The organism is Ramlibacter sp., from assembly GCF_035655895.1.
Lineage (GTDB): Bacteria > Pseudomonadota > Gammaproteobacteria > Burkholderiales > Burkholderiaceae_C > Ramlibacter.
This window is the reverse complement of the sequence record NZ_DASRTN010000006.1, coordinates 600,039-613,258: the sequence shown is the minus strand read 5'-3', so window position 1 is coordinate 613,258 and position 13,220 is coordinate 600,039. Positions and strand designations below refer to the sequence as shown.

14 protein-coding genes are annotated in these 13,220 nt (G+C 71.0%); 3 read left to right on the top strand and 11 right to left on the bottom strand.

What is annotated here, in order from left to right; translation table 11 throughout:
* Positions 1-13 precede the first annotated feature (13 nt).
* Complete coding sequence (acs, locus tag VFE82_RS06025) at positions 14-1,999, bottom strand: acetate--CoA ligase (RefSeq protein ID WP_324999344.1); 1,986 nt, start codon at positions 1,997-1,999, stop codon at positions 14-16.
* Between the two features lie 190 nt (positions 2,000-2,189).
* Between acs and VFE82_RS06020 the strand changes: the two genes are divergently transcribed.
* The 3 genes from VFE82_RS06020 to VFE82_RS06010 all read left to right on the top strand — a co-directional run bounded on the left by VFE82_RS06020 (position 2,190) and on the right by VFE82_RS06010 (position 4,817).
* Positions 2,190-2,798 (top strand): YqhA family protein, encoded by a 609-nt coding sequence (locus VFE82_RS06020; RefSeq protein ID WP_324999343.1) that lies wholly within the window; start codon positions 2,190-2,192, stop codon positions 2,796-2,798.
* A 17-nt stretch (positions 2,799-2,815) separates the two neighbouring features.
* A complete protein-coding gene (locus tag VFE82_RS06015) occupies positions 2,816-3,763 on the top strand; it encodes a hypothetical protein (protein ID WP_324999342.1) in 948 nt (315 codons plus the stop codon).
* 148 nt (positions 3,764-3,911) lie between these two features.
* A complete protein-coding gene (locus VFE82_RS06010) occupies positions 3,912-4,817 on the top strand; it encodes a DMT family transporter (protein ID WP_324999341.1) in 906 nt (301 codons plus the stop codon).
* 35 nt (positions 4,818-4,852) lie between these two features.
* Here VFE82_RS06010 and VFE82_RS06005 read toward each other — a convergent pair whose 3' ends face one another.
* The 10 genes from VFE82_RS06005 to VFE82_RS05960 form a co-directional block, all read right to left on the bottom strand.
* Positions 4,853-5,854 (bottom strand): aldo/keto reductase, encoded by a 1,002-nt coding sequence (locus tag VFE82_RS06005; RefSeq protein WP_324999340.1) that lies wholly within the window; start codon positions 5,852-5,854, stop codon positions 4,853-4,855.
* Positions 5,855-5,897: 43 nt separating this feature from the next.
* Complete coding sequence (locus VFE82_RS06000) at positions 5,898-6,368, bottom strand: hypothetical protein (RefSeq protein WP_324999339.1); 471 nt, start codon at positions 6,366-6,368, stop codon at positions 5,898-5,900.
* Positions 6,365-6,796 carry a helix-turn-helix domain-containing protein gene (locus tag VFE82_RS05995; RefSeq protein ID WP_324999338.1) on the bottom strand — a complete coding sequence of 144 codons (432 nt, stop codon included), beginning with the start codon at positions 6,794-6,796 and terminating at the stop codon, positions 6,365-6,367. Before VFE82_RS05995 ends, VFE82_RS06000 begins: the two co-directional genes overlap by 4 nt.
* Positions 6,793-7,191 (bottom strand): GIY-YIG nuclease family protein, encoded by a 399-nt coding sequence (locus VFE82_RS05990; RefSeq protein WP_324999337.1) that lies wholly within the window; start codon positions 7,189-7,191, stop codon positions 6,793-6,795. The genes VFE82_RS05995 and VFE82_RS05990 overlap by 4 nt, the downstream gene beginning before the upstream one ends.
* Before the next feature lie 164 nt (positions 7,192-7,355).
* On the bottom strand, positions 7,356-8,309 hold the full coding sequence (locus VFE82_RS05985; RefSeq protein ID WP_324999336.1) for a Gfo/Idh/MocA family oxidoreductase: 954 nt from the start codon (positions 8,307-8,309) through the stop codon (positions 7,356-7,358).
* On the bottom strand, positions 8,310-9,161 hold the full coding sequence (locus VFE82_RS05980) for a class III extradiol dioxygenase subunit beta (RefSeq protein WP_324999335.1): 852 nt from the start codon (positions 9,159-9,161) through the stop codon (positions 8,310-8,312).
* On the bottom strand, positions 9,161-9,550 hold the full coding sequence (gene ligA, locus VFE82_RS05975) for a protocatechuate 4,5-dioxygenase subunit alpha (protein WP_324999334.1): 390 nt from the start codon (positions 9,548-9,550) through the stop codon (positions 9,161-9,163). Before ligA ends, VFE82_RS05980 begins: the two co-directional genes overlap by 1 nt.
* Positions 9,551-9,552: 2 nt before the next feature.
* Positions 9,553-11,286 (bottom strand): tannase/feruloyl esterase family alpha/beta hydrolase, encoded by a 1,734-nt coding sequence (locus VFE82_RS05970; protein WP_324999333.1) that lies wholly within the window; start codon positions 11,284-11,286, stop codon positions 9,553-9,555.
* Positions 11,283-12,218, bottom strand: a complete 936-nt coding sequence (locus tag VFE82_RS05965) for an amidohydrolase family protein (protein WP_324999331.1) — start codon at positions 12,216-12,218, stop codon at positions 11,283-11,285. The genes VFE82_RS05970 and VFE82_RS05965 overlap by 4 nt, the downstream gene beginning before the upstream one ends.
* A 17-nt stretch (positions 12,219-12,235) precedes the next feature.
* Positions 12,236-13,216, bottom strand: coding sequence for a tripartite tricarboxylate transporter substrate binding protein (locus tag VFE82_RS05960; protein ID WP_324999330.1), 981 nt, complete (start codon positions 13,214-13,216; stop codon positions 12,236-12,238).
* Between the last annotated feature and the right edge of the window lie 4 nt (positions 13,217-13,220).

Sequence of the window (13,220 nt, the reverse complement as noted above, 5' to 3'; positions counted from 1 at the left end):
CGCGCTGCGCCGCTCACAGTCGCTCGGCCAGCTGCTCGAGGATGGCCGGGTTCTCCAGGGTGGAGGTGTCCTGGGTGATCGCTTCGCCCTTGGCGATGCTGCGCAGCAGCCGCCGCATGATCTTGCCGCTGCGGGTCTTGGGCAGGTTGTCGCCGAAGCGGATGTCCCTGGGCTTGGCGATCGGGCCGATTTCCTTGGCCACCCAGTTGCGCAGCTCGGTGGCGATGGCCTTGGCTTCCTCGCCCGTGGGGCGCGGCCGCTTGAGCACCACGAACGCGCAGATCGCCTCGCCGGTCAGGTCGTCCGGGCGGCCCACCACGGCGGCCTCGGCCACCAGGTCGGTCTTGGAGACCAGGGCGGACTCGATCTCCATCGTGCCCAGCCGGTGGCCCGAGACGTTCAGCACGTCGTCGATGCGGCCCGTGATGCGGAAGTAGCCCCGGTCGGCCGAACGCACCGCACCGTCGCCGGCCAGGTACAGGCGGCCGCCCATCTCCTCGGGGAAGTAGCTCTTCTTGAAGCGCTCGGGATCGCCCCAGATGGTGCGGATCATCGAGGGCCACGGCCGCTTGACGACCAGCATGCCGCCCGAGCCGTTGGGGATGTCCTTGCCGGTCTCGTCGACGATGGCGGCCATGATGCCGGGCAGCGGCAGCGTGCACGAGCCCGGCACCAGTGGCGTGGCACCCGGCAGCGGCGTGATCATGTGCCCGCCCGTCTCGGTCTGCCAGAAGGTGTCGACGATCGGGCAGCGCTCGCCGCCGACGTTCCGGTGGTACCACATCCAGGCTTCCGGGTTGATCGGCTCGCCCACGCTGCCCAGGATGCGCAGCGTCGACAGGTTCCAGTTCTTCGGGTGCACCTTCTCGTCGGTCTCCGCCGCCTTGATCAGGGAGCGGATCGCGGTCGGGGCGGTGTAGAACACGGTGACCTGGTGCTTCTCGATCATCTGCCAGAAGCGGCCGGCATCGGGATACGTGGGAATGCCTTCGAAGATCACCTGCGTCGCCCCAGCGGCGAGCGGGCCATAGGCCACGTAGGTGTGCCCGGTGATCCAGCCGATGTCGGCCGTGCACCAGAAGACGTCCTGCGGGCGCAGGTCGAAGGTCCAGTCCATGGTGAGCTTGGCCCACAGCAGGTAGCCGCCGGTGGCGTGCTGGACGCCCTTGGGCTTGCCGGTCGAGCCCGAGGTGTACAGGATGAACAGCGGATGCTCGGCATTGACGCTCACCGGCGCGCATTCGGACGGCTGTCCCTGGAGCACCTCGTCGAACGTGCGGTCGCGGCCGGCCACCATGTTGCAGGCGGTCGCCGTGCGCTGGAACACCAGCACGGTGCGCAGCGTGTCGCAGCCGCCCATCGCGATCCCCTCGTCCACGATGGCCTTGAGCGGCAGCTCCTTGCCGCCGCGCATCTGGAAGTTGGCCGTGATCACCGCCACCGCGCCGGCATCGATGATGCGCTCGTTCAGCGCCTTGGCCGAGAAGCCCCCGAACACGACGCTGTGGGTGGCGCCGATGCGGGCGCAGGCCTGCATCGCGATCACGCCCTCGATCGTCATCGGCATGTAGACGATCACGCGGTCGCCCTGCCGGATGCCCTGTGCCTTCAGCGCATTGGCGAACTGCCCGACCCGGGCGAGCAACTCCTTGTAGGTCACCCGCGTCACCGAGCCGTCGTCGGCCTCGAAGACGATCGCGGTCTTGTTCTCCACCGGCGTGCCGATGTGGCGGTCGAGGCAGTTGGCCGAGGCATTGAGCTCGCCGTCCTGGAACCACTTGTAGAACGGCGCGTTCGATTCGTCCAGCGTCCGGGTGAACGGCTTGGTCCACTGCACGTTCTCGCGCGCGAGCCGCGCCCAGAAACCCTCGAAGTCGGCCTCGGCCTCCTTGCACAACGCCTCGTAGGCGGGCATCCCCGCGATGCGGGCGCCGCGCACGGCGGCCTCGGGCGGGGGGAACACACGGTTCTCGACCAGGACGGACTCGATGGCGCTCATGGTGTTGTCTCCGGCTTTTCGGTTGCGATCGCGGCGTAATGTCGAGGGAGGCACTTACATTCGACTGACTGGCGCGAGACTGACAGCCTGCCCGCCCGCGCGGCCCCGCCGTAGCGACAAGTTACTCCGGTTCGCAGGCCCGTGCCACGCGGCAAACCTACAATCCAGCTCATCCTTTGCGCAGCCCACGATGCACGATCCGAACCCGAACCAGAGTCCCGTCTCCCCCCTGCGCCCGCTCCCCGGCATGATCTTCGCCAGCCGCTGGCTGCAGTTGCCCCTGTACCTGGGCCTGATCGTGGCGCAGGCCGTGTACGTGGTGCACTTCCTGCTCGAACTGTGGCACCTGGTGGAAGCCGCCGCCGGTAGCCAGACCGCGCTGCAGCAGCTGGTCTCGAGCATCGGCTACAAGACCAGCGTCCCGCTCACCTCGCTGAACGAGACGGTCATCATGCTGGTGGTGCTGGCGCTGATCGACGTGGTGATGATCTCCAACCTGCTGATCATGGTGATCGTCGGCGGCTACGAGACCTTCGTCAGCCGCATGAACCTGGAAGGCCACCCCGACCAGCCCGAATGGCTGAGCCACGTGAACGCCTCCGTGCTGAAGGTCAAGCTCGCCACGGCGATCATCGGCATCAGCTCGATCCACCTGCTCAAGACCTTCATCAACGCGGACAACTACACCGACCGGGTGCTGATCGCCCAGACGGCCATCCACATCACCTTCCTGCTGTCGGCCATGGCGATCGCCTACACCGACCGGCTGATGTCGACCGTCGGCGACGGCAAGCACTGACCGTTCCGGGGACTGCCATGACGCTCACCCGCCGCACGCTCCTGCTCGCCACCCCGGCCATGGCGTTCGCCACGCGCGCCGCGGCGCAGGCGCTGCCCGCGCCGCAGGACCTGGCCTGGACGGACGGCGACGGCCGGCAGCTGCGGGTGCTGGTGCGCTGGCCGGCCGCGCCGGCGGGCGCTGCCGCGCTCCCGGTGGTCCTGTACTCCCACGGCCTGGGCGGCAGCCGGGAAGGCGGCGCCGTGTGGGGCGAGGCCTGGGCCCGCGCCGGTTTCGTCGTCCTGCACCTGGAGCATGCCGGCAGCAACCTCGAGGCCATCCGGAAAGTGCGCGATGCGCGCCTGCTGGCCAACGCACGCCAGCTGGTCGACCGCTTCAAGGACGTGCGCCAGGCGCTCGACGCCGTCGAGCGCCTGCACGCTGCCCGGGACGGCGACTGGGCGCGCGTGCGGGCCGCGCGGTTCGGCCTGGCCGGCCACTCGTTCGGCGCGCACACCACGCTGGGCATGGCGGGCGAGCGCTCGCCCACCCTGGGCTCGATCGTCGAACCCCGGCTGGCCGCCTTCGTCGCCTTGTCGCCGAGCCTGCCGCGCACCGACCCGCAGGAGGCGTTCGTCGACATCAAGCGCCCGATGCTCTGCATCACCGGGACCGAGGACGGCGATGTCCTGGGCAACGGTTCCTCGCCCGAGCGCCGGCGCCAGGTGTTCGACGCCCTGCCCGGCCCGGCCCGCGCGCAGCTGGTGCTGCAGCATGCCGACCACATGACGCTGGGCGGCACGCCGCGCGCGCGGCAGCCGCGCCGTTCGCGCTCGGCCATCCGCGACGAGGGCTCGCACCAGGCCGTCGTCGCGGCGCTGACCACAGACTGGTGGCGCGCCTGGCTGCAGTCCGACGCCGCCGCGAAGGACCGCCTGCGGCAGCCCCAGGGCCTGATCGGCGCCGACAGCTGGCGCCTGGCCTGAGCGCAGCCTCGCCCTCTGCTCGCACCGGCGTGCTTCGTGGCACCGCGACCCTCCGGGCACGCACCGGCCCTGCGGCAGCCGCGACAGGCCCGCGCGACAGTTTCGATCCAGCCGACATGAACGCCCAGGCCAGCCTGCCACCTCGCCGATGACCCTGCCCGCTCCGGATGCACTGCGCGCCGCCAACCGCCGCGGCGTGCTGGCCCTGTCGGCCGGCATGGCCAGCTTCGTGACCAACGATGCGCTGGTCAAGTACGTCAGCCAGTCGCTGCCGGCCTCGGAGCTGATCTTCCTGCGCGGGGTCTTCGCCACCACCCTGCTGCTCGCGATCGCCGCCGCCACCGGCGAACTGCGCCAGTGGGCGCTGCTGCGCGACCGGCGCGTGCTGCTGCGGGCCGGCTTCGATGCCTTCGCCACGCTGACCTACCTGACCTCGCTGTTCCACCTTCCGCTGGCGAACGCGACCGCCATCAACATGGCGACGCCGCTGTTCATCACGCTGTTCGCGGTGATGGCGTTCCACGAGCGGGTCGGTCCCGGGCGGTGGCTGGCGGTCGCGGTCGGCTTCGCCGGCGTGCTGCTGGTCGTGCAGCCGAGCGGCGCGGCGTTCAACGCCTACGCCCTGCTCTGCCTGGGCGGCACGCTGCTGCATGCCGGCCGCGACCTCACCACGCGGGTGATCGACCGGGGCGTCCCTTCCCTGCTGATCACGCTCAGCACGGCGCTGGCCGTCACGCTGCTGAGCGGGTTCTGGGGCCTCGGGCACGACTGGATCGCCGTCACCACGGGCCAGCTCGCGCTGCTGGCCCTGGCCAGCATCTTCCTCAGCGGGGGCTACTTCCTGCTGACCGTGAGCATGCGGTCGGGCGAGATGAGCGTGATCGCGCCCTTCCGCTACACCGGGCTGCTGTTCGCGCTGGTGCTCGGCTTCGCGGTCTGGGGCGACGTGCCGAACCTGCTCGCCTGGGGCGGCATCGCGCTGCTGGTGGGTGCCGGGCTGGCCGTGCTGCACGGCCAGCGCAGCCGTGCCGTCGGCACGCCGGCGGCCGACTGAGGCGCCACCCGTGCCGCGCCGCTGCGCCGGCGAGGTCAGAACTCCTCGGTGTCGACTTCGCTGCGCGCCTGGGCCGAGTAGCGGTTGCCACTGACGGTCTGCTGGTTGATGTGGGCGTCCAGCCGCGCGAGCAGGTCCGGTGCCAGCCGGATCTCGGCCGCAGCGAGATCCTCGCGCAGGTGCTCGACGGACGTCGTGCCGGGGATCGGCAGGATGTCCTCGCGCCGGTGCAGCAACCAGGCCAGCGCCAGTTGCGCCGGCGTGCAGCCGGCCTCGGCGGCGAGCGCCTTGTAGCCGGGCAGCAGGGCCAGGTTGCGGGCGTAGTGCGCCGGCTCGAAGCGCGGCATGGAGCGGCGGATGTCCTTGGCGTCCAACGTCGACACGTCGTGCAGCGCGTCGCACAGGAAGCCCCGCGCGACCGGGCTGAAGGCGACGAACGCGATGCCCAACTCGCGGCAGGCATCGAGCACCGCGATCTCCGGGTTGCGGGTCCACAGCGAGTACTCGGTCTGCACCGCCGTGACCGGATGCACGGCATGCGCCTTGCGCACCGTGGCCGCCGACACCTCCGACAGCCCGAGCGTGCGCACCTTGCCCTGCTCCACCAGCCGGCTCATGGCGCCGACGCTCTCCTCGATCGGGACCTTCTTGTCCCACCGATGCAGGTAATACAGGTCGATCACGTCGGTCTGCAACCGGCGCAGGCTGTCCTCGCAGTTCCTGCGGATCGTCTCGGGCCGGCCGTCGATCACCCGGCGCAGCACGCCATCGTCCCCGGCCACCCCGGCCATGCCGCCCTTGCTGCAGAGCGTGATGGCGTCGCGCCGCGGCTTGAGCACACGGCCGACCAGGGTCTCGTTGGCGCCGAAGCCATAGAGGGCGGCGGTGTCGAACAGGGTCACGCCGGCGTCCAGCGCCGCGAGCAGCAGGCGCTCGCCCTGCTCGGGCGGTGGCGGCGTGCCGTAGGCATGGCTGAGGTTCATGCAGCCCAGGCCGATGGGGAAGACGGAAAACGGACCGAGCTGGCGTGTGGGCATGGCGCAATCGAATTGGGTGGAAAACAGGAGCCGCAGCTTACCGTCAGGCGAAGCTCGCGCGCGGTGCCTGCACGCGCTGCCGCGCGAGCGCCAGCCAGGCCGCGCTGCCGTAGCCGCTGACCAGGTCGCGGCCGACGGCCTGCCAGGCCGGGGCCGCCGGATCGACCCCGAGCTCGCGCACGAAGTCGGCCTCCACCAGCATGAACTGCCGGCGGTACGGCAGCAGGAAGGCGGCCGGCTGCTGCCGGTGCGCGGCCATCGCCCGGTCGCGCTGCGCAAACCACTGGTTGAGCAGGACGCCGGTGCGCGGCGCATGCCAGAAACTGCCCATGTCGTCGCCGGCGGTCGCTTCCCCGCCCAGCACGCGGCGCGCGTGCTCCCAGTGCAGGAACCCGACGTGGCGCGCCACCTCGTTCAGGCAGTCGCGCAGGCGGACCTGGCCGCCCCCGGCCCGGCGCAGTCCGTTCACCCGCAGCCGCGCGCGGACCTTCAGCTCGGTCAGCAGCGCCGTCATGGCCGCCGCGGCCCCAGGCCGTCCGGCCGCGCGTCCAGCACCCTCGGGTCGAATGCGCCCGGCAGCAGGTCGCCCAGCGCGCCCGCGCAAAGGTCGGCCGCGGTCTCGCCCGCTTCCTGCAGCAGGCGACGCCCGCCGGGCCGCAGCACGACCGTGCGGGGCGTGTCGCCACGGCCCTCGCGGGCCAGCCAGCCGAGCTTTTCCAGCGGTGCGAGGCGGCGCACGACGCCGGACAGCGGCAGCCCGACCGGCTCGACCAACGCGGCCAGCGGCAGGCGCTCCTGCGGGGCTGCGGCCAGCGTCGACAGCAGCGCGAAATCGCGCCACGCCAGGCCGTGCAGCGTGCCGAGGCCTTCGTCCAGCTTCCGCTGGACGCTGGCGTGGGCGCGGTCGAGGGCCAGGCAGGCCACCAGGGCGGCGCGGCTCATCGCGGCGCTCCCGTGCCCAGAGTCGGACGCAGTTCCTCGGTCCACAACTGCAGCAGCGTCCGGAGCTCCGCGTCGTGGTCGAACCCGGGATCCAGGCGCTGCCGCACGAACTCGAGCGGCTCGAAGGCCAGCGCCTGCGGTCCTTCGCGGTCCCAGGCCTGCTGCAACAGCGGCTGGCGGCAGCCCTGGCGCTGCAACTCGAAGCGGATGCGGTTGAGCGTGCCCGGCACGTTGCGGCTGGCAGCCACCAGCAGCACGGCGCCGGTGGCCCGGTGGCGCACCGCGTACACGCCCATGGGCGGGAAGGCATCACGCACCTGGCGCGACAGCGCGCGGCGGCGGGCCGGCGACAACCGGGCGGCAGGGAAAGACGCTTGGGGGGCGGACGACGCCATGACAGGGTTCCTCGTTCGTGCATGGCCCCTTCCCGCATGGGCCAACGAAACAGGTCTGTCGGGTCGTGGAAACGAACGACTGGCGAGGGTGAGAGCCTCTTGTGCGGGAGGGCGCCCCTCAGCGCCCGGGCCGCATTGTACGGCCCCGCCCGCCGGCCCCCCGGTCAGCCCAGCTGCTGCTCCAACTGGTGCAGCACCTCGTAGCAGGGCAGCACCCCCGCCACGCTCGCATTCGGCTCGCGCCCTTCGCGGATGGCCGCGATGAACTCGCGGTCCTGCAGTTCGATCCCGTTCATGGAGACGTCCACCTTGGACACGTCGATCTTCTCGTCCTTGCCGTTGAACAGGTCGTCGTAGCGGGCGATGTAGGTCGCGCTGTCGCCGATGTAGCGGAAGAACGTGCCGAGCGGGCCGTCGTTGTTGAACGACAGGCTGAGCGTGCAGATCGCGCCGTTCTCCGCCTTCAGCTGGATGCTCATGTCCATCGCGATGCCCAGGGTCGGGTGGATCGGTCCCTGGACCGCGTTGGCCTTGACCACCCGGCTGCCGGTCTGGTACTGGAACAGGTCGACCGTGTGCGCGGCGTGGTGCCACAGCAGGTGGTCGGTCCAGCTGCGCGGCTGCCCCAGGGCGTTCATGTTGCTGCGGCGGAAGAAGTACGTCTGCACGTCCATCTGCTGGATGTGGAACTCGCCGGCCGCGATCCTGCGGTGCACGTACTGGTGGCTGGGATTGAACCGGCGGGTGTGGCCGCACATCGCCACCAGGCCGGTCTTCTTCTGCATCTCCACCACCGCACGGCCTTCCTCGAGCCGGTCGCACAGCGGGATCTCCACCTGCACGTGCTTGCCCGCCCGCATGGCGGCGATGGCCTGCTGGGCATGCATCTGCGTGGGCGTGCACAGGATGACGGCATCGACGTCGGGGCGGGCGAGCGCCTCGTCGAGCTCCGTGGTGACGTGCCTGGCGCCGTACCTGGCGGCGACTTCCTGCGCCTTGGGCAGTTCGCGGCCGATGATCGAGGTGATCTCCACGCCCTCGATCAGCTTCAGGCCGTCGAGGTGCTTGATGCCGAAGGCGCCGGGCCCGGCCAGGGCGATGCGGACGGTCTTGCTCATTCAGTTCTCCATGATCAGGTGGCCCACCGCCGTGTTCGAGGCGGGCACGTGGTAGAAGCGGTGCTTCACGGTGGGCTTGCGGCCGCCGGCGACGTCGGCCATGGCGCCCCGCGCGATCAGCCACATCACCAGCTCGATCCCCTCGCTGCCGGCCTCCTGCACGTACTCGATGTGCGGTACGGACGCCAGGCCCTCCGGGTCGGCGACCAGCCGGTCGAGGAAGCGGTTGTCCCACTCCCGGTTGATCAGCCCGGCGCGCGGGCCCTGCAGCTGGTGGCTCATGCCCCCGGTGCCCCAGATCTGCACGTTCAGGTCCTCGTCGTAGCTCTCGACCGCCTTGCGGATCGCCTGGCCGAGGCGGAAGCAGCGCATGCCGCTGGGCACCGGGTACTGCACCACGTTGACGGCGAACGGGATGACCTTGAACGGCCAGGCCTGCGTCTGCCCGCACATCAGCGACAGCGGCACCGTCAGGCCGTGGTCGACGTCCATCTTGTTGACGATCGTGAGGTCGAAGTCCTGCTGGATCACCGACTGCGCGATGTGGGAAGCCAGGTCCGGCGCGCCCTCGACCGGGGGCACCGGGCGGGGGCCCCAGCCCTCGTCGGCCACCGCGTAGTCGGGGGCAGTGCCGATCGCGAAGGTCGGGATCATCTCCAGGCTGAACGCCGTGGCGTGGTCGTTGAAGACCAGGAACACGACGTCCGGCTTGTTCTCCTGCAGCCAGCGGCGCGAGTAGTCGTAGCCGGCGAACACCTTCTGCCAGTACGGCTCCTGCGTCTTGCCCAGGTCCATGGCGGCGCCGATGGCGGGCACGTGCGAGGTGTAGACGGATGCGGTGATGCGGGCCATTACTTGCTCTCCTCCGGGGGCGCGGTCCAGGTCGCGGGGCGGCCGCCGCCGATCATCATCTCGCGGTAGGCGTCCTCGCTCATGCCGGTCATGGAGCCGGCCATCTGCTGGAAGCTCTTGCCGTCGGTGGCGCCGATCTTGGCCAGGAAGTAGATGTTCCCGCCCAGCTGGATGCAGCGGTTCAGGTCGCGCGCGAGCACGGCCTGCTTCTGCTCCTCGGTCATCGGCCATTCGTCCAGGTAGGCGCGTTCGTCGGCCTTGAAGCGCTCGCGGTTGGGCGCCTTCATCAGCGACATGCAGAACTGGTTGAGCCAGTAGCCCCTGCGGCTCTGGTCGGCATCGAAGATGGTGGTGCCTGGGACGTTGGTGTAGGGTTTGTCGAGCGGCATGGTCAGCCTCCTGAACATTCGAAACTGGCGGCCTGCGCCGGGTTCCCGCCCTTGTAGCGGGGGAAGGCGGGCCACTCGCACAGCGGCCGGCTGCGGGTCACCGCGAACGGCGGCCGGTGGTCCTGCTCCAGCAGGGTGAGCCCGGCAGGTTCGCGCCCCTGCTCCACCCACGCCACCAGGGCCGGCAGGAAATCCGCATTGGCGGGCCCGCCCGTGCCCACGTGGTCCACGCCGGGCGCGGCATACAGCTTGAAGAAGCGGTCGACCGCCGGGCGGCCCATGCGCTGCACCACCGCCTGGTGGTAGCCGATGCCGGCGAACGGGCTCTGCGCATAGTCGGCCAGGTTCTCCAGCACGATCAGCTTGCCACCGCGTGCCTGGAAGGCCGACAGGTCGGGGTTGGTCGAGTCCATCAGCGCCGAGACCTGCTGCACGCGCTGGACATGGCGCTTCGGGTCGTACTGGCGCAGGTCGGCCTTCGGATCCTGTGCATAGAAGTACTGGATCGCGCCGGCGCCATAGAACCAGGCGATGCCGTTGGCCTGCACCGGCGGAAACGCCGGCGGCTGCGAGCCGGTCCACCAGGCCTGCCAGCCGCCGGTCGGGCCGGAGGACGGCGTGTTCTCCCCGCCGGGCCCGCGGCCCGGGTACTCGCGCAGGCCGTTGGCCAGCGGAACGTCCAGCCGCAGCGGCGAGTGCAGCGTCTGCACCGCGCGCACCTGCGCGGCGGTCAGGCAGCCGTCGGTCGCCGCGCCGGTGCAGCGCAGGCGGGTCACGTCGAAGCGGGTGCGGCAGCCGACCGGGTCGGACACCAGGCCATCGGCCAGGCCGTCGGCCGCGTCGCAGGCGCCCAGCACGGCGTCGTGCACCAGCTTCACCTTGGCCGGCGGCAGCCAACCCTCGCCCACCAGCGCCAGCCCGTCGCGCAGGCCGGCGTGCTGCAGGCCCGTCCAGTGGATCACCGGCACGCGGCTGAAGATGCCGTCGAAATCCGCCGGGTAGCGCTGTGCCATGGTCAGGCCTTCGCGGCCGCCTTCCGAGCTGCCGACGAAGTAGAGCTTCTGCGGCCCGCGCCCGTAGTGCCGCGCCATCAGCGCCACCGCGACGTCGCGTACCTTCTTGTACGAGGCGTGGGCGAAGTTCACCAGCGCCTCGTCGTTGAGCGCGAAGGCCTGTGGCGGCTCGCCCGGCCGGCTCTGGTGGCCCGAGTCGGTGCCATAGGTCACGTAGCCCTGCGCCAGCGGCGTGGGGCTGCCGTAGGGCTGGGCCGGGGCCAGCCCCACGGCGTTGATCAGCACGCCGTTGAAGCCGCCGCCGCCGTACTGCACCGAGCGGCCGTTCCACTGCTGCGGCAGGTTGACCTGGAACAGGATGGGTGGCGCCTGGGGATCGAGCGGTGCGATGCGGCCCAGCACCTTGCAGTAGGCCGGCGTCGCCGGCGTGATGGTGGCCGCTGGCGTGGGCGCGCGCTCGACGGTCGCCAGCGGGGCAGCGGGCAGGAAGGTCGCGGTGTCGACGGTGGCGGCGCCGCTGGGCAGGCCGATCGCCGCTGGCGCGATCGTCGTGCCCTGCAGCGCGGCGCACGTCGCGGCCGCATCGGCGGCGGGCACGGCCCCCGATGGGCCCCGCGTGGTGGCGGCGCCCGGGCGCTGTGGACCCGGCGCATCCGGCACGCCAGCGCAGGCGACCAGCAGTGCGGCCGTGCAGGCGGCCAGCAGGAACGACGCGCGTGTCATCGACGCTCCTCGGGCCAGTACAGGCGCATGGGGTTGTCCACCAGCAGCTTGCGCTGCAGCTCGGGCGTGGTCGCGATGTGCGGGATGAAGTCCACCAGCAGGCCGTCGTCGGGCATGTGGCCTTTCAGGTTCGGGTGCGGCCAGTCGGTGCCCCACAGCACGCGGTCGGGGAAGGTCTCGACGACCTTGCGCGCGAACGGCACGACGTCGCGGTAGGCGTTGCGTTCGCCCTCGAGCGCGGGCGGGCCCGCCACCGACAGCCGCTCGGGGCAGCTCACCTTGCTCCAGACGTTGGGATGCTCGCGCATGAACTTCAGGAAGAGCCCGAACTCCGGGCCGTCCAGCGGCTTGGTCACGTCGGGGCGGCCCATGTGGTCGACCACCACGGTGGTCGGCAGGCTGGTGAAGAAGTCCCACAGCTCGGGCAGGTCGACCGCCTCGAAGTAGATGACGACGTGCCAGCCCAGCGGCGCGATCCGCGCGGCGATCTCCAGCAGTTCGTCCTTGGGCGTGAAGTCGACCAGGCGCTTGACGAAGTTGAAGCGGACCCCGCGCACCCCGGCGTCGTGCATGTCGCGCAGCTCGCGGTCGGAGATGCTGCGGCGCACCGTGGCGACCCCGCGCGCCTTGCCGCCCGAGTGCTGCAGCGCATCGACCAGCGCGCGGTTGTCGGCACCGTGGCAGGTGGCCTGGACGATGACGTTGCGCTCGAAGCCGAGGTGGTCGCGCAGCGCGAACAGCTGCTCGCGGCTGGCGTCGCAGGGCGTGTACTTGCGCTCCGGCGCGTAGGGGAACTGCGCGCCGGGGCCGAACACGTGGCAGTGCGCATCGACGCTGCCGGGCGGCACCCGGAACTGGGGCTTGCTCGGACCGGTGTACCAGTCGAGCCAGCCTGGCGTCTTGATGAAATCTCCGCTGGTGGGCTTGGACATGTCGGTCGGACTCGGTGTCAGTCGGGTTTGATGTTGGCTTCGCGCACCAGCTTGGCGTAGCGCTGGCGTTCGCTGCGCACGAGCGCGGCGAACTGCTCCGTGGTTCCCGGCAGGACTTCCCCGCCCGCGGACGCCAGTCGCTCGCGCACCTCGTTGCTCCTGAGGGCCTTCTGCACCTCGTCGTGCAGGCGCGCGACGATCGGCCTGGGCGTGGCCGCCGGCGCGATCAGGCCGTACCAGACCGACGCCTCGAAACCGGGGAAGCCGGACTCGGCGGTGGTGGGCACGTCGGGGAAGATCGTCGCGCGGTTCGGGCTGAGCACGGCCAGCACCTTGAGCTTGCCGGCCTTGGCCTGGGGCAGCGCCTCGAGTGCGTTCACCACCACCAGCGGCACCTGGCCGCCGATCGCGTCGGTCAGTGCCTGGCTGCCGCCCCGGTAGGGCACGTGCAGCAGGTTGATCCCGGCCGCACGGGTGAAGAACTCCATCGCCATGTGCGGCGTGGAACCATTGCCCGGCGTCGCGTAGCCGATGCTGTCCGGCCTGGCCTTGGCCGCCTGGACGAGCGCCTGCACGTTGGCGTACGGGGTCGAGGGATTGGCGGCGATGACCACCGGCACCCGGCCCACCTGCGCGACCGGCGCGACGTCCTTCTCGGGATCGAAGGGCGCCGGCTGGAACAGCGCCGGGTTCGCCGCCAGGGCATTGGCCGTGAGCATCAGCGTGTAGCCGTCGGCCGGCGCATCGATCAGCGTCTTGACCGCGATGTTGGTGCCGGCACCCGGCTTGTTCTCGATGACGATCGGCTGGCCCAGGCCGGCCGACATGGCCTGCGCCACCGCGCGCGCCACCTGGTCGACCGCGCCGCCGGCGGTGTAGCCGACCAGCAGCCGGATCGGCCGCGCCGGATAGGCCTGCGCGAAGGCCGGAAGCCCGAGGCTGGCCGTGGCCAGCGCCACGGCCGCGCTCCGGAGGGCCGAACGCCTGTTGCACTGCATGCGA